Origin of the sequence: uncultured Tateyamaria sp. (genome assembly GCF_947504105.1) — a bacterium.
GTDB lineage: Bacteria > Pseudomonadota > Alphaproteobacteria > Rhodobacterales > Rhodobacteraceae > Tateyamaria.
This window is the reverse complement of the sequence record NZ_CANNGP010000027.1, coordinates 51,153-65,802: the sequence shown is the minus strand read 5'-3', so window position 1 is coordinate 65,802 and position 14,650 is coordinate 51,153. Positions and strand designations below refer to the sequence as shown.

Sequence of the window (14,650 nt, the reverse complement as noted above, 5' to 3'; positions counted from 1 at the left end):
TGTCATCTCGTCTCATGCCCCAACATGACACTCCGAACCGACAATGGGAATCCTATGTCAGACGGGGAACACTAGCGGTCAGCCGAAATAGCTGTGGAACCCGGTGATCGCGGCCTGCAGCCCGTCATCGGTGACATCCTTGTGCAGTACGAGCCGCGTTGTACCGGTGGCCCCGGTCAATTGAACGCCGTGAGCGGCCATGTGGTGCGGCAAGTCCGCAGTGACCCCGCCGGGCGGCGTGAAAAAGATCATGTTCGTGGCTTGTTGTACGTCTCCGTACGAGCGCAGAGCGTCGGCAAGTGCAGTGGCGCGGGCATGGTCTTCGGTCAGGCGGGTCGTGTTGTGGTCCAGCGCATGAAGGCCAGCGGCGGCAAGGATGCCGGCCTGTCGTGTGCCGCCGCCCAGCATCTTGCGATAGCGGCGGGCGCTATCGATCAGATCCTGTGGGCCGACGAGGACAGAGCCGACGGGGGCGCCAAGCCCCTTGGACAGGCAGATCGAGACACTGTCGAACATGTCGGCCAGCGCGGTTTCGGGGCAGTTGAGTGCGGCCACGGCGTTGAAATAGCGCGCGCCGTCCAGATGCACGGCAAGACCTGCATCGCGGCCCGCCTGCACCGCCTCGCCCAGTCGGGTGAGCGGGATCGCCATGCCATTATGGGTGTTTTCAAGCCCCAGAAGCCGGGTGATCGGCATGTGGGGGTCATCCTCTTTCACCGCGGCGGTGATGTCGGCGGGGTTGAGTGCACCGTCCTCGGCCACGTCGAGCGCTTCGAACCCGATACCGCCGAGGACGGAGGCGCCTTTCGCCTCGTATTTGTAGATGTGGTAGGGGCGACCGGTGATGATCTCTTCGCCTCGGGCGCAATGGGCCAGCATGCCCACGAAGTTGCTTTGTGTCCCTGAGGTCAGGAACAGCCCCGCCTCTTTGCCCAGGCGGTCGGCCAGGGTCGCTTCGAGCCGGTTGACGGTCGGGTCATCGCCAAAAACGTCATCGCCAACGTCTGCGTCGGCCATCGCCTTGCGCATTGCGGCATCGGGCCGCGTGACGGTGTCACTGCGTAGATCACAGATGATGTTGGCCGGGCTGTCGCCCTCGACCTGAGCGTATTGATTCATGAGATGCGCCTTTGCGGAAAACGAGAACGGGCGCGCCAATCGTAGGCGCGCCCGCTGATAAGGCAAGGCCGGAACTTTGATCTGTGACCCGACGCACCGCAGCGGGAACACCGAGCCAAGTAGTTATGCCCCGATAGTGACCTTAGGGCTGTTCGTCTTCTTCGCCGTCGCCTTTGGGCAGGTTGAAGAAGCTGTCGGCATCGACCAGCGTGCTTTCGTCTTCTTTGTCGTCCTCGTCATCGTCCGCAAGCGAGAACGTTTCCAGCCCTTCGATGGCCGTCGGGATCTTGGGTTCGGCTTCCATGCCGAGCGATTGTTCGGTGCTGACCAGTTTGCGGCGTTCGTCATCGGACATTACGCTGCCCTCTGCCGCTTTCTTGGAGGCGGCTTTCTGAACGGCGGCATCCAGTTCGGACTGCTTGGTCAGACCAAGGGCCACCGGATCGACCGGCTGGATGTTCGAGATGTTCCAGTGCGTGCGCTCGCGAATCGACTGGATCGTCGGCTTGGTCGTGCCCACGAGTTTCGAGATCTGGCCGTCGGTCAATTCAGGGTGGAACTTGACCAGCCAGTAGATCGCAGCCGGGCGGTCCTGCCGTTTGGACAGGGGCGTATAACGCGGGCCACGGCGCTTTTCCTCGCCCACGGCGGCGGCGTTGAATTTAAGCTTCAGCTTGTGCAGCGGGTTCTGTTCTGCAGCGTCGATTTCTTCTTGCGTCAACTGGTTGTTGGCAATGGGATCAAAGCCTTTGACGCCCGCCGCCACATCACCATCGGCGATGCCCTGCACTTCCAATTCGTGCATTTCGACAAAGTCAGCGATCTGCTTGAAGCTGATCGTCGTGTTGTCCACCAGCCAGACGGCGGTGGCCTTGGCCATGATCGGTTTTGCCATTGTCACATGCTCCTATGCATATCTTTCCCATCGCCTGAAAGAGGCGGCCTTGGGGTCCAAGGCGGGTTTCCGTTGTGGGGGAACTTGGAGGCGATATAGTCGGATCAACGGGAAAAGGGAAGCCTGATGCGTGTTGTTTTGATTTGGGTGGCTCTGGCGACGGGTGTCTGGGCGCAGGATCGATCGGGCGAGTTTGACTATTACGTCCTGTCGCTCAGCTGGTCGCCGAACTGGTGTGCCTACGAAGGGGACGCGCGCGGATCGGACCAATGCGACGCGCGGCATGATCACGGGTGGATCCTGCATGGGCTGTGGCCGCAATACCATCGCGGCTGGCCGGAGTATTGTCAGACGGCCGAGCGTCCGCCAAACCGTGCAATGACACGGGACATGGCGGATATCATGGGCACATCCGGTTTGGCGTGGCACCAGTGGAAGAAACACGGTGTGTGTTCCGGCCTGTCGGCGCCCGCCTACTATGCCCTGTCGCGCGAGGCGTATGGCCGCGTGGTGCGCCCGCCCGTGTTCCGCAAGCTCGATAAAACGGTGAAGCTGCCTGCGTCGGTGGTTGAAGAGGCGTTCCTGCAATCCAATCCGGGTTTGGAGCCTGATGGCGTAACCATCACCTGCCGCGAGGGGCATATCCAGGAAGCCCGCATATGCCTGTCCCGTGAACTTGACCCGGTGCCCTGTGGTCAGGACGTGGTGCGCGATTGCACGGCGCGCGATGCGCTATTCACTCCGGTCCGATGAGGGCGTCCAGCCCGGAGGGCGCATCAGGTAGCGCCACGCCTCGCCCCAGCTGCGGGCGTTGACGACATCGTGCCAGAGCCCCGGCAGTTCAGAGAACCAGACTTGGATCGGGTTGCGGCTGTCAAAGTCGCGCTTGAGGCCGTAGCGCGGCGTCTCTTCCTCGGCCTGGTAGGTGCCGAAAAGCTGATCCCAGATCACGGTGATGCCGCCGTAGTTCTTGTCGATATACTTGTCGTCACAGCCGTGGTGGACACGGTGGTTGGCCGGGCTGTTCATAACCTTGTCGAACCAGCCCAGCTTGCCAATCACCTCGGTATGAATCCACGTCTGGTAGGCCAGCACCACGATGATGCCGAAAAAGATCATCTCGGGCGAAAAGCCAAGGAAGACCAATGGGATGTGGGCAATCAGGCTCCAGACCCCTTCGAGCGGGCCGAAGCGAATGCCGGTGATGATGTTGTAATCACGCGAGGAATGATGGACCGCGTGCTGGGTCCAGAGCACACGCACCTCATGCGCGATCCTGTGTTCCCAGTAGTAAGTCAGGTCGGCTGCAATCACCGCCAACAGGCTGCCCCACCAAGTCAGCGGAATCTGCCAGGGCTGGGCGATTTCGGCCAAGATATAGTAGACGATGTAGGCGCCCGTCAGGATGAAAACCTGCACGGCAATCGACGGTATTTGCGTGCTGGCGCTCACCAACATCTCGGCAATCGTGCGCCCCTTGTGTCTGCCTTTGAACAGCACTTCAGCCAGTTCAATCAGCAGGATGGCAATACCGATGAAAAAGAAAACCTCGTCGATCCGGGTGCCAAGGGTTTCCAGACTTTCAGGGCTCATGGGCAAGTTCCTCTTGTCAGGGTGCGCCAGGCCAGAGCGGCCGCCTGTTTCGGAGTTGCATCACCGGCAACGACCGTGGCCCAGCCAGCGTAGATCAGGTTTTCGTACCCCTGCACGATCCATTCGGTGGGGACATGTGGATCGAAGGTGCCTTCGGCCTTGGCCATGTCGATGTCATGGGCAAGGTCGCGTGTTTGCGTGGCATAGACCTCGGTCACACGTGGATCCTGGCTGGCCGGTTCGGTTGACAGGAACATGTGCCGGGCCGCCAGCGGAAGAATGGCATGCAGCCCCGCTTCCAAACCTTCGGTATAGGTCTGGCAATTGGCTGTGGCCTCCTCGACCGCGGTATCCAGTTCCTTGGCCGCGGTCAGAGTCAGCGCGATCATCAGGTCGTCGCGTCCCGAGAAATGACGGTGCAGCGTTGCGCGTCCAACGCCCGCCTGCTTGGCGACATCGGCCAGCGATGCGCCCGGGTTTTGGCTGAACACCTCGAACGCCGCTTCGAGGATATGACCTACTGTTGATACACCTCTGTCTCGCATGAGACATATATGTCTCGATTCGGTTTGATGTTCAAGGAGACCGGATCAATTCATTTTCAGCCTCGGACGCAGCCAGCACGTGTCGGAGCCTCCGGCGGTGGTATTTTCAGTCAGAAGAAACGAAATCGCCCGCGCCACTCATCCAATGTGAAAACCGCGGGCGAAGGGGGGAAGCTGCTGCTTCTCCTGACACGGCCATCGGCTCCACAGCCTGTACCGCCTCAAGAAAGGAACACGTTAACCTTAACGCTTCGTTTCTTCTGACTGAAAATACCACGGGGGAGTCCGAAGGACGGGGGCAGAGCCCCATGGACAATAGTGTCGCCGACAGGCGGCCTTTGGATCACGCCCTAGCCGCCTGCGACTTCCAGTACGATTTTCCCGATGTGGCCCGAGCTTTCCATGCGCGCGTGTGCCCCCGTGGCTTCGTCCAGCCGAAACTCGGAATCCATCACCGGCCCGATCCGCCCGGCCGACAGCAGCGGCCATACCGCTTCCCGCAAATCCTGCGCGATGCGCGCCTTGGCCAGATCGCTTTGCGGTCGCAATGTGCTGCCGGTCATGGTCAGCCTGCGGGTCATAAGCTGGGCAAAGTTGACCTCGGCCTTTGGGCCTTGAAGAAATGCGATCTGTACCAATCGTCCGTCGTCGGCCAATGCGGACAGGTTGCGCGCAATGTAAGGACCGCCGACCATGCACAGGATCAGATGCGCGCCGCCTTCGTCCTTCATCACCTGTTTGAAATCGTCCTCGCGGTAATTGATGGCCACCTCGGCGCCCAAGTCGCGGCACGCTTTGCACTTGTCCTCCGATCCAGCCGTTGCAAAAACACGCGCCCCGAAATGGTTCGCCAACTGGATTGCGGTTGTGCCAATTCCTGATGAACCGCCGTGCACAAGGAAGCGCTCACCACCTGTCAGCCCGCCGCGCACAAAGACGTTGGACCAGACAGTGAAATAGGTTTCGGGCAGGCACGCGGCTTCCTTGAGCCCCATACCTTCCGGAACCGGCAGGCAATGGGCGGCAGGTGTCGCAACATATTCGGCGTAGCCGCCACCGGGCAGCAGGGCACAGACCTGATCCCCGACAGCCCATCCGCTGACACCTGGCCCGATCTCGACAATTGTGCCCGACGCCTCAAGACCAGGCAGGTCGCTTGCGGTTGGTGGCGGGTTGTAGAGGCCAGCCCGTTGCAACGCATCCGGACGGTTTACCCCGGCCCAGGCCACTTCAATCACAACTTGTCCGTGACCTGCCGTGGGACGGGGACGCGTGACAGCCCGCAACACATCCGGCCCGCCCGGGGTGGTGATTTCGATTGCGCGCATGTCCTGAACCATTCTGATCCCTTTCCTTTTTCACACCGTATCCCGGCAGGACCAGGGAAAGGAACCCACATGCTGGTCGCAGCGCTCGGACTGAACCTGATTATTCTCGTCCCGGTCATATCAGGATTGATGAACGGCACGATGAACGAAGCCTTTGGTCCGGATACGGATGCAAGACGCATCCTTGCATGTGTCTACGCCGCGATTGCGCTCGCAAGCGCAGCACTCATCACCTTGCACATCGGAAACCATTCTTGGGCCGTGCCCATGAGCTTTGCCCTGTTTGGGGTCCAGATCACTTACAAACTGGCCACGGTGGTGGTCGTGGGATTGGGGAGCCCGGTCGTTTTGACAAATCTTGTTGTGGTCGCCGTTCAGGTCACCGCGATCCTGATCTGGTCAGTTGCGTGGGGATGACCACGTACCGGGCAAGTCCGTGTCGGACATGCGCGATGGTGCCTTGATCTGATCGAGCAGCCAGTTGGGCCCGGCAAAGAGCGTCGACAGCATCTTGCTTTCGCGCACCTGCGCCTTGACCTTCTCGATCTGCATCACGTCGTCAATGCGCCGATCAAGGAACGCCCATGTCGCCTGATTGTCGATGCTGTCATCGCCCAACCAATAGAGCACGGTGGAAGAGTACACTCCGGACAGCGTGGCGCGCTTGGTGTACCAGTTTACATCGTCCGACGTGTCGCCCAGTGCCGTCCAGATCTTGTCCGCGGTACCCCAGATTGCCTTGGCCCCGTCAGCCGCATGCATTGGAAGTGCAAACAGCGTCGTACCACGACGGACGGCTTCCTTGTCTGTCACCGACTCGATTCGGAAGCGGACAGCCGCTGTAATCTTGTCGCGGAACCGATCCGGCAGGTCTTCTGATGTCAGGCGGGTGATCATGGCTGCGTCACCGCGCGCATGGTAGGCCAAGGCCAAGTCCACCGCTCCGCGTGGACAGACAGCCCGCGCCACGGGCAATGCGATATCCGCATCCTTTGCCGCCGCTCTGAATGTCACCTCGGACCAACCGTCAAAAGCCACGTGCATAAGAGCCTCATCCAAAAGGCGGTCGATGATATCGTGGGGCGTGTCAGACATGGGCCAAAAGTAGAGCGGTGTCCGAAGCGGGGCAAGGGCAACGGGCGTCCGCGTCCCTTGGCCACACCGGACGGCTTTTATCTGCCACTTGCGACGAGAACACCGGCAGGCCCAAGCCGACACAAACAGCCCTTAGACCTCTGGGCGAAATACCGCCCCTGCGTTCGGGGCTGACATGCGGTGTTCTGCTGGAATGTGGCCAGATATCTGCGCGGCTTGCTGCACAGGTTTCGACACGTGAAACACCCCCGGAGCGCAACCAAACGGGAGACCCTATCATGTCAGTAGCCAACGCATTTGAACGCCAGATGCTTGAATTGATCAATGACGAACGCACGTCGCGCGGACTCGACCCACTGGCCCTCGAATTACGTCTGAACGATGCAAGCGAGGACCACAGTGTCTGGATGGATGACACCCGCATCTTCAGTCATACGGGCGTCGGCGGTTCCGATCCGGGCGACCGGATGCGCGATGCCGGCTTTGCCTTTGAAGGGCAGTGGACTTGGGGCGAGAACATCGCTTACCAGCCCGAACAGGGCGCCCCGGGTATCGCGGACGATGTTCAAGATCTGCACGTATCGCTGATGAACAGTCCCGGTCACAGGGCCAATATCCTGAACCCGGACTTCGACTTGATCGGGATCGGGATCGAGGTCGGCGACAATCGCGGCTTTGACGCGGTTTACGTCACGCAGAATTTTGCGTCCACGGGAGCCTCAGTGCAATTGGACACGGGAGGCGGCTCTGGCGGCGGCGGCGGCGGTAACCTGACCGGAACGTCAGGCAACGACCGTTTGATCGGTTCCGGCCAGAACGAGTTGTTGGTGGGACAAGGTGGCAATGATCGTCTGTTTGGTGCTGGCGGCACCGACACGGTAAACGGCGGCCCCGGCAATGACCGGATGTGGGGCGGCACGCAGGCGGACCTGATGCGCGGCGGTGGCGGCAACGACCAGATGAGCGGCAACGCTGGCAACGACAGGCTGGAAGGCGCGGACGGGCGTGACCGTCTGAACGGCGACAATGGCAATGACACCGCTTTTGGTGGCGGTGGCGCTGACACGCTGAACGGCGGACGCGGCAATGATTTGCTCTTTGGCATAGACGGCAATGACGCTCTGCGCGGAGATCGTGGCAACGACACATTGGTCGGTGGCGATGGCAATGACCGTCTGGAGGGCGGCGCAGGCAATGACCGGATGGCGGGTGGCAATGGCGCCGACATATTCGTGTTTTCCAACAACCGGGACGTGGTCGTCGATTTCGACGGCGTACAAGAGCAGGATCGAATCGATCTGCGCCCCGCGTCCAACATCACCTCGTTCCAAGACCTGCGCACGGACGGACATTTGCGCCAGGTTGGCGATGATGTGGTGATCAGCGACGGGGCAGGCAACAATATACGCCTGCTTGATGTGGATATCGACAGCCTGTTGGCGAACGACTTTATCTTCTGATCAGCTTGCCTTGATACGAACCCAACACTGGACAAACCCGGATCGGTTTGCTAACTGGCCACTTCCTGCAAATCCTTGCAACTCAAATCTAGAAAGGTGGTGACAACCACATGCAGGTTAGTGTTCGCGACAACAATGTCGATCAGGCGCTTCGTGCCCTGAAGAAGAAGCTGCAGCGCGAAGGCGTCTTCCGTGAAATGAAGCTGAAGCAACATTTCGAGAAACCGTCCGAGAAAAAAGCGCGCGAGAAAGCTGAAGCGATCCGCCGGGCCCGTAAGTTGGCTCGTAAAAAAGCGCAACGCGAAGGGCTCCTTTGAGCCGATAGCGTAAGCTGATGAATTCAAGAACCCCGTAGCCGCCCGGCTGCGGGGTTTTTCTTTTGTGGTGGTCGACACTGTAACGCAACAGTGACCGCGCAGGTTAGCCCTGCGATGAGCGCTAGTCCTCACATTTGGCAAGGGTCGGCTTTGAGCCGATTGTGTTGAAAAACTCGAAAATCTGACAGCTGCAGTTTTCTGCCAGAATCCGTTGCAGCCATAGACTTGATACCTAGTGCCCGCTGGAGCCTCTGAGCGCATCCGACGTCGCCGGCACCGGTCCTGGGCCGACCCCCTCGATGAATTTTCGAAGAGGCGTTCTATGCGCCAGTTTTTCACTCATTCTAGCAAAAACCGGAGTTTTTCAACACAATCAGCCCAAATTTCCATATGCTGCAGAAGCAATGAATTTCCGGTTTTGCAGGAGCCCCTTGAAACTTCCAATCACCTCTGGATGCTGACATACACGGAAGGCAGTTAATGGGCAGTGTCGCTCACCGATGCATTGAAGACTATTGTTTAAGGTGGCCTCAGAAAATGTCGATGTTTTCAATGCCGATAAGCTTTTTTGATTTCTTCGTTCGAAGCATCAAGACGCTTCCGTACCTAGCCGTGACAATTGGGCCGTTATTTTTCTGCATTGGCATATGGATGAGTTATTCTTCTGCCAACTTCTCGAGAAATTCAGTCGCAGTAGAAGCTTTAGTCACAACCGTGGAAGAACGTCGCGGAGACAACGGGACGGTCTATAGGCCGACCTTTGAAGCAGAAGCGTCCAATGGGAACAGCATTCGGTATATTGGAAACACTTGGGTCGCGCCTAAACCGCATGAAGCGGGAGACATCGTGGCAGCTTATTATGATCAGGCGTCAGGTATTATACGTAGTAAAATTATGCTGAATCAACTTCGGTTCATGGGTAGTAGTTTTATGCGCATTGGCGGCGTTTTTGTTCTACTCGGCACGATCTTCTTCGGCTGGCGTCGATATTCGCGCAGTCAACAGTGATAACCAATCAAACCTGATTGGAGACTAGCTCCTGCTCGTAAAGCAGTCATTGTATCAGGAACGATGGAGGTCGGCTTCGTCCCACGGAACGGTCATCAAAAATGGAACTCAGCGCCTGGTACCGCACTCCTCGAGAGCCGGCGCGGCAAAGGCGTGAAGTGGCTCGGGCGTCTATTGCAAAACGCCCGAACCGTGCTGCAAAGCGGCCTAGCCCACCAAAGCGTTGTCGTCGCGCTTGACCACAACGATGGAAGAGCGGGGCAGCGACCCTTCGCCGTCCGGGAACGGTGCACCCGGATGCTGGATGCCCACGAACATCGTGCGGCGGTCTGCCGACCAGGTCAGACCTGTCACCTCGGACCCGTTTGGACCGGTCAGGAACCGGCGGATTTCACCCGTGACCGGGTCGCCCGCCAGCATCTGGTTGTTGCCCATACCTTCGAATTCACCTTCGTTGCTGTCGTCCCCGTCGGTCTGGATCCACATCAAACCAGTCGAGTCGATCGCCATGCCATCGGGCGAGTTGAACAGGTTGCCTTCGTTGACGTTGGCCGATCCTTTGTAGGGTCCTTCCTGCGCCTTGGGGTTGCCCGCCATCACGTAAAGATCCCAGTCAAAGGTGTTGGCGGCATGATTGTCCCCATGGGGACGCCACCGCACGATCTGACCGAAATTGTTGGCATCCCGCGGGTTGGGGCCGTTGACCGACGTGTCGTCTCCCCCTGCATTTGGCTTCACGCCACGGTTCTTGTTGTTGGTCAGGCAGCAATAGGCTTCGACCGCCGTGGGGTTTACCGCCACCCATTCGGGCCGGTCCATTGTCGTGGCACCCACGGCTGAGGCAGCTATGCGGGTGAAGATCGCGATATGCGCCTCGTCCATACCGGTTGCGTCGGGTGTCAGCGCCACCCATTCGCCCGTCATGTTGTCGTTGAACTTGGCCGCATAAAGCTGCCCGTCGCTCAGCAAGCTCGAGGTATCGCCACCCGGTACGTACACGTCGCGTGACAGCCACTTGTACATGAACTCGCCCCGCTCATCGTCGCCCATGTAGACGGCAACGCGGCCATCGGGCGCCAGAGCGCAAGCCGCGTTCTCATGCTTGAAGCGGCCAAGTGCAGTGTGCTTGACGGGCGTGGCATCGGGGTTGGTCGGATCGATTTCAACAACGTAGCCCACGCGATGCGGTTCATTCGGGTTCTGGCTGACGTCAAAGCGGGCGTCCCACTTGTGGTAGTCATAACCCCAACCGTCCGAACCGACGCCGTAGCGTTCAAAGCCTGCGACCGTCGTTTCGTCGGTGGGCATGTCGCCCGTCGCGCCGAAGTAGCCGTTGAAGTTTTCCTCGCACGTCAGGTAGGTGCCCCAGGGGGTCGGACCCGATCCACAATTGTTCATTGTACCCAGCGATGCCGTACCCGTGGCATCCGCTTCGGTCTTGAGCAGATCGTGGCCGGCTGCGGGGCCATCCAATGTCATCGGAGTGTTGTGCGTGATACGGCGGTTGTAGGGGCTGTCGATCACAACACCCCAGCCATCGTCACCTTCGGCCACTTCCATGATGGTGACGCCCTGCAGGTTCTGGAAGATCGTCACGTCGTCTGCCGAGGCAGGCACGCCTTCTTCGCTGTTGGGCAGGTTGGTCTCGCGGTTGGCATACTCGTTGTTGACCGCGAGGATCTGTTTGTTGCCCACGGTAAAGAGATGCATGCCGTCAGTGTTTTCGGCAAACACACGGTCTGAGCCCGCGACGGGCACGCCATTCGCCGGATCGAATGCGGGCACGTCCGAGAACAGCGGATCACCCCAGCGGACCAGCACATCCCACGTATACCCTTCGGGCACATGCACGGTGCCGTCGGTCTGTGGTGCCAGTTGTTCAAAGGCAAAACGCGAGGATTGACCGGCCATTGCCGTTGTCCCCTTCAGCATACCGGTTCCCATCACGGCCGCACCCGACCCGAAGGCCACGACGCCCCCCAAGAACCCCCGGCGCGAAATGGCACGCTCTACGACCTCATCAAAGCCCTGCGTTGTTTTACGTGGAAATTTCAGCTCGTCCCAATCGTCAAAGGACAAGTCCTGAGTATCTGCGTCTTTCATCGTGAACTCCCAAATATGTAGTTGGATTGCGGCGATTCGCGCCCTCCGTGTGCGTGCCTGATGAACATCACCGCTATATGACGACGGCCAAAATAATGGCCCTATGTCGCGGTGCAGGTCAGACTGGCAAAGCCGTTGTTTTAAAAACAGTTCTAAGTGCAAAGCTTGACTGCATTTGTGCCACCCCGGGTAAGCGCGCGAGATGTTGACGGTGGATGCGCGCGAAGTCCTCAGTCCCTTCTGCAACTACCTTGAGGATGTAGTCCGCGGTGCCCGCCATCAGATGACACTCTAGCACATCCGGGATGCGCGCGACCGCTTTTTCAAAGGCTTCAAGTACTTCGTCCGCCTGACCCTGCAGTGTGATCTCGACAAAGACGGTAGTCGGCACACCCATCTTTCGGGCATCGAGCAAGGCCACGTAGTCACGGATGTACCCCGCTTGTTCGAGCCGTTGCACGCGCCGATGGCACGCCGATGGCGACAAATGCACCGCCTCACTCAGGTCGGCATTCGACATGCGCCCCTGTTTTTGCAAAGCAGACAGGATACGGCGATCTGTTGAATCAAGTGCCATGCATGCAGGATCCTTCGTCATAAGAGCACAGTTGCGCACATTTCTTCGATGTTTGCGCACCAACACGATCCATTTCTAGTGCCCAATTGCAAGCCAATTGCGCGACTCTGGGCGCAACTGGAGGAGTAAACTGCTATGCACATCGGATGCCCAACTGAGATCAAGGCACAAGAATACCGTGTCGGCCTGACGCCAAATGCGGCGCGCGAGGCCGTCGCCCACGGCCATACCATCAGCGTTCAGGCCGGTGCAGGCAAAGGGGCCGGGTTCGAAGACACGGACTACACCGCGGCTGGTGCGCAGGTCTTGGACACGGCAGAAGAAATTTTTGCCGTCGCAGACATGATCGTGAAGGTGAAAGAGCCCCAAGCGGTCGAGCGCAAGATGCTGCGCGAGGGGCAACTGTTGTTCACCTACCTGCACCTGGCACCAGATCCCGAGCAAACCCATGACCTGCTCGCCTCGGGTTGTACGGCCATCGCGTATGAGACGGTGACCGACCCGGCAGGCGGCCTGCCCTTGCTTGCCCCCATGTCGGAAGTGGCGGGTCGTCTGGCCCCGCAAGTTGGCGCATGGACCTTGCAGAAGGCAAATGGCGGGCGCGGTGTGTTGATGGGCGGTGTGCCCGGTGTCGGACCTGCCAAGGTGGTCGTCATCGGTGGCGGTGTTGTCGGCACACACGCGGCCCGCGTTGCCGCCGGTATGGGCGCTGACGTGACGGTCCTGGACCGATCCCTGCCCCGGATGCGTTACCTGGATGACGTGTTTTCCGGCCTGTTCAAGACAAGCTACGCCAGTGCGGGCAATACGGCCGAACTGGTGGCGGAGGCCGACATGGTGGTTGGTGCGGTCCTGATCCCGGGCGCCGCAGCCCCCAAGCTGGTGACGCGTGATCAGCTGTCGACCATGAAACCCGGAGCTGCCATTGTCGATGTCGCGATTGACCAGGGCGGCTGTTTTGAAACGTCCCGCGCGACCACGCATGACGATCCGATCTACGATGTCGACGGGATCATGCACTATTGCGTGGCCAACATGCCCGGTGCCGTTGCCCGCACATCAACCATCGCCCTTGGCAACGCAACGATGCCGTTCATGCTGGCACTGGCGGACAAGGGTTGGCGTCAGGCCTGCGAGGATGACCCGCACCTGCTGGCCGGACTGAATGTGCATGCCGGGACACTGACCTACTACGCCGTTGGCAAAGCGCTGGGCATCGACGTGGTTGCCCCCAACCTTGCCCTCAAACAATAAGAAAAAGGCCGCTCGGATTGCACCGGGCGGCCCCACTTGGTCTTGTTGCGGTGTTGAGCCTTACTTGGCCAGAGCGTCGCGGATCTCGAGCAACACATCCAGTTCGGACGGACCTGCTGGCGCTTCTTCAGCGGGCTCTTCCGGCTTCTCTGCAGCCGCTTTGACCTTGTTCACGTAGCGCACCAACATGAACACCACGAACGCGATGATCACGAAGTTGATGACGGCCATCAGGAAGGCACCATACGCAAATACGGCGGCCCCGGCTTCGCGGGCCGCTTCCAGCGATGCGCCCTCGGCCACATCACCCGCCAGAACCGCATAGTTATTGGTGAAATCCAGACCGCCGGTGAACAAACCGATGATCGGGTTGATGAGATCACCCACCAGCGATGTCACGATGGCGGTAAAGGCCGCACCGATGATGATCCCCACGGCCATGTCCATGACATTGCCCTTGGCGATGAAATCCTTGAATTCGTTTAGCATATCTAGTCCCTCGTTGGCTTCCACACGCTCTATTTTGTTTTGATGTGCGCGTGCAAACACTGGTTAACACATCTTCCCACATGACAAAGCCTATTTTGGGGGGGAATTTCGCCTATGTCGGACCCATCATTTCAAGGAGACGACCCATGGCTGACCTCAGCGCCTTTCCCATCACGCAGAAATGGACCCCCAAGGATCCATCCGTTCTGCAACTGTTTTCGTTTCCAACGCCAAACGGCGTGAAGGCGTCCATCGCACTGGAAGAGATGGAGATCCCCTACGAGGCGCATTTGGTCACGCTGTCGGATACGGATGTGAAAAGCCCCGAATTCCTGTCCCTGAACCCCAACAACAAGATCCCGGCGATCATTGATCCAAACGGCCCGGATGGCACGCCGGTCGGCCTGTTCGAATCCGGTGCAATCCTGATCTATCTTGCGGAAAAGTCGGGCAAGCTGATTGGCGAAACGGCCAGCGACAAGGCCCGGACGATCCAATGGCTGATGTTCCAGATGGGCGGCGTCGGTCCGATGCTTGGTCAAATGGGTTTCTTCGTGAAATTTGCCGGCTCCGAGTGGGAGGATAAACGTCCGCAAGAGCGGTACGTCAACGAATCCAAGCGCCTGCTGTCCGTCCTGGACAAGGAACTCGGCGACAAGGACTGGGTCACCGGGCAATATTCCATCGCGGATATCGCGATCGCACCCTGGCTCAACGCCCTGAACTTCTACGGCGCCAGGGAGATGGTCGGTTGGGACGACCACAAGAACCTCGTGGCCTATCTTGACCGCTTCATGGCCCGCCCCGCCGTGGACAAGGCCAAGAACATTCCGCCACGCCCCTGATCCCTTCTTCTGGCTGAAAATA

The 14,650-nt window shown here is 59.3% G+C and carries 16 protein-coding genes; 7 read left to right on the top strand and 9 right to left on the bottom strand.

The features are described from left to right. Positions 1–78: 78 nt before the first annotated feature. Both ltaE and Q1A75_RS15870 read right to left on the bottom strand, forming a co-directional pair. Positions 79–1,119 carry a low-specificity L-threonine aldolase gene (ltaE, locus tag Q1A75_RS15875; RefSeq protein WP_299551880.1) on the bottom strand — a complete coding sequence of 347 codons (1,041 nt, stop codon included), beginning with the start codon at positions 1,117–1,119 and terminating at the stop codon, positions 79–81. A gap of 142 nt (positions 1,120–1,261) precedes the next feature. Continuing rightward, positions 1,262–2,014, bottom strand: a complete 753-nt coding sequence (locus Q1A75_RS15870; RefSeq protein WP_299208583.1) for a DUF1013 domain-containing protein — start codon at positions 2,012–2,014, stop codon at positions 1,262–1,264. Between the two features lie 126 nt (positions 2,015–2,140). On the opposite strand from Q1A75_RS15870, the gene Q1A75_RS15865 reads away from it, so the two are divergent. After that, on the top strand, positions 2,141–2,767 hold the full coding sequence (locus Q1A75_RS15865) for a ribonuclease T2 (RefSeq protein ID WP_299551877.1): 627 nt from the start codon (positions 2,141–2,143) through the stop codon (positions 2,765–2,767). On the opposite strand, the gene Q1A75_RS15860 is transcribed toward Q1A75_RS15865, so the two are convergent. The 3 genes from Q1A75_RS15860 to Q1A75_RS15850 all read right to left on the bottom strand — a co-directional run bounded on the left by Q1A75_RS15860 (position 2,747) and on the right by Q1A75_RS15850 (position 5,492). Beyond that, entirely contained in the window at positions 2,747–3,607 is an 861-nt protein-coding gene (locus Q1A75_RS15860; protein WP_299551874.1) for a sterol desaturase family protein, read from the bottom strand. The genes Q1A75_RS15865 and Q1A75_RS15860 overlap by 21 nt on opposite strands. Beyond that, a complete protein-coding gene (locus Q1A75_RS15855) occupies positions 3,604–4,152 on the bottom strand; it encodes a TetR/AcrR family transcriptional regulator (protein ID WP_299551871.1) in 549 nt (182 codons plus the stop codon). The genes Q1A75_RS15860 and Q1A75_RS15855 overlap by 4 nt, the downstream gene beginning before the upstream one ends. Before the next feature lie 350 nt (positions 4,153–4,502). After that, complete coding sequence (locus tag Q1A75_RS15850; protein WP_299551868.1) at positions 4,503–5,492, bottom strand: NAD(P)H-quinone oxidoreductase; 990 nt, start codon at positions 5,490–5,492, stop codon at positions 4,503–4,505. Positions 5,493–5,549: 57 nt separating this feature from the next. Between Q1A75_RS15850 and Q1A75_RS15845 the strand changes: the two genes are divergently transcribed. Continuing rightward, the gene (locus Q1A75_RS15845) at positions 5,550–5,897 is read left to right on the top strand and encodes a hypothetical protein (RefSeq protein ID WP_299551865.1); all 348 of its coding nucleotides are present in this window, start codon (positions 5,550–5,552) and stop codon (positions 5,895–5,897) included. Here the strand turns inward: Q1A75_RS15845 and Q1A75_RS15840 are convergent. Beyond that, positions 5,880–6,575: a COQ9 family protein gene (locus Q1A75_RS15840; protein ID WP_299551862.1), complete on the bottom strand. Its 696-nt coding sequence runs from the start codon at positions 6,573–6,575 to the stop codon at positions 5,880–5,882. The genes Q1A75_RS15845 and Q1A75_RS15840 overlap by 18 nt on opposite strands. A gap of 278 nt (positions 6,576–6,853) precedes the next feature. On the opposite strand from Q1A75_RS15840, the gene Q1A75_RS15835 reads away from it, so the two are divergent. The 3 genes from Q1A75_RS15835 to Q1A75_RS15825 all read left to right on the top strand — a co-directional run bounded on the left by Q1A75_RS15835 (position 6,854) and on the right by Q1A75_RS15825 (position 9,360). Further along, positions 6,854–8,035, top strand: coding sequence for a CAP domain-containing protein (locus Q1A75_RS15835; RefSeq protein ID WP_299551859.1), 1,182 nt, complete (start codon positions 6,854–6,856; stop codon positions 8,033–8,035). A gap of 110 nt (positions 8,036–8,145) precedes the next feature. Further along, the gene (rpsU, locus tag Q1A75_RS15830) at positions 8,146–8,352 is read left to right on the top strand and encodes a 30S ribosomal protein S21 (RefSeq protein ID WP_005614280.1); all 207 of its coding nucleotides are present in this window, start codon (positions 8,146–8,148) and stop codon (positions 8,350–8,352) included. 537 nt (positions 8,353–8,889) lie between these two features. Continuing rightward, complete coding sequence (locus Q1A75_RS15825; RefSeq protein WP_299552193.1) at positions 8,890–9,360, top strand: DUF3592 domain-containing protein; 471 nt, start codon at positions 8,890–8,892, stop codon at positions 9,358–9,360. Between the two features lie 207 nt (positions 9,361–9,567). Here Q1A75_RS15825 and Q1A75_RS15820 read toward each other — a convergent pair whose 3' ends face one another. Together Q1A75_RS15820 and Q1A75_RS15815 are read right to left on the bottom strand one after the other, a co-directional pair. Next, entirely contained in the window at positions 9,568–11,463 is a 1,896-nt protein-coding gene (locus tag Q1A75_RS15820) for a PhoX family phosphatase (RefSeq protein WP_299552196.1), read from the bottom strand. Positions 11,464–11,581: 118 nt separating this feature from the next. Further along, a complete protein-coding gene (locus Q1A75_RS15815) occupies positions 11,582–12,040 on the bottom strand; it encodes an Lrp/AsnC family transcriptional regulator (RefSeq protein ID WP_299552199.1) in 459 nt (152 codons plus the stop codon). Positions 12,041–12,175: 135 nt separating this feature from the next. Between Q1A75_RS15815 and ald the strand changes: the two genes are divergently transcribed. Beyond that, positions 12,176–13,294, top strand: coding sequence for an alanine dehydrogenase (gene ald, locus Q1A75_RS15810; RefSeq protein ID WP_299552201.1), 1,119 nt, complete (start codon positions 12,176–12,178; stop codon positions 13,292–13,294). 60 nt (positions 13,295–13,354) lie between these two features. Here ald and mscL read toward each other — a convergent pair whose 3' ends face one another. After that, positions 13,355–13,783, bottom strand: coding sequence for a large conductance mechanosensitive channel protein MscL (gene mscL / locus Q1A75_RS15805; protein WP_299552204.1), 429 nt, complete (start codon positions 13,781–13,783; stop codon positions 13,355–13,357). Between the two features lie 146 nt (positions 13,784–13,929). Between mscL and Q1A75_RS15800 the strand changes: the two genes are divergently transcribed. Continuing rightward, entirely contained in the window at positions 13,930–14,628 is a 699-nt protein-coding gene (locus tag Q1A75_RS15800; RefSeq protein ID WP_299552207.1) for a glutathione binding-like protein, read from the top strand. Positions 14,629–14,650 lie beyond the last annotated feature (22 nt).

Bases quoted from the DNA above. Each gene is read 5' to 3' on its own strand.
- rpsU (WP_005614280.1), top strand. From the start codon at position 8,146: ATGCAGGTTAGTGTTCGCGACAACAATGTCGATCAGGCGCTTCGTGCC.
- Q1A75_RS15825 (WP_299552193.1), top strand. From the start codon at position 8,890: ATGTCGATGTTTTCAATGCCGATAAGCTTTTTTGATTTCTTCGTTCGA.
- Q1A75_RS15800 (WP_299552207.1), top strand. From the start codon at position 13,930: ATGGCTGACCTCAGCGCCTTTCCCATCACGCAGAAATGGACCCCCAAG.
- ald (WP_299552201.1), top strand. From the start codon at position 12,176: ATGCACATCGGATGCCCAACTGAGATCAAGGCACAAGAATACCGTGTC.
- Q1A75_RS15870 (WP_299208583.1), bottom strand. From the start codon at position 2,014: ATGGCAAAACCGATCATGGCCAAGGCCACCGCCGTCTGGCTGGTGGAC.
- Q1A75_RS15865 (WP_299551877.1), top strand. From the start codon at position 2,141: ATGCGTGTTGTTTTGATTTGGGTGGCTCTGGCGACGGGTGTCTGGGCG.
- Q1A75_RS15845 (WP_299551865.1), top strand. From the start codon at position 5,550: ATGCTGGTCGCAGCGCTCGGACTGAACCTGATTATTCTCGTCCCGGTC.
- Q1A75_RS15850 (WP_299551868.1), bottom strand. From the start codon at position 5,492: ATGGTTCAGGACATGCGCGCAATCGAAATCACCACCCCGGGCGGGCCG.
- Q1A75_RS15840 (WP_299551862.1), bottom strand. From the start codon at position 6,575: ATGTCTGACACGCCCCACGATATCATCGACCGCCTTTTGGATGAGGCT.
- Q1A75_RS15855 (WP_299551871.1), bottom strand. From the start codon at position 4,152: ATGCGAGACAGAGGTGTATCAACAGTAGGTCATATCCTCGAAGCGGCG.
- Q1A75_RS15815 (WP_299552199.1), bottom strand. From the start codon at position 12,040: ATGGCACTTGATTCAACAGATCGCCGTATCCTGTCTGCTTTGCAAAAA.
- ltaE (WP_299551880.1), bottom strand. From the start codon at position 1,119: ATGAATCAATACGCTCAGGTCGAGGGCGACAGCCCGGCCAACATCATC.
- Q1A75_RS15860 (WP_299551874.1), bottom strand. From the start codon at position 3,607: ATGAGCCCTGAAAGTCTGGAAACCCTTGGCACCCGGATCGACGAGGTT.
- Q1A75_RS15820 (WP_299552196.1), bottom strand. From the start codon at position 11,463: ATGAAAGACGCAGATACTCAGGACTTGTCCTTTGACGATTGGGACGAG.
- mscL (WP_299552204.1), bottom strand. From the start codon at position 13,783: ATGCTAAACGAATTCAAGGATTTCATCGCCAAGGGCAATGTCATGGAC.
- Q1A75_RS15835 (WP_299551859.1), top strand. From the start codon at position 6,854: ATGTCAGTAGCCAACGCATTTGAACGCCAGATGCTTGAATTGATCAAT.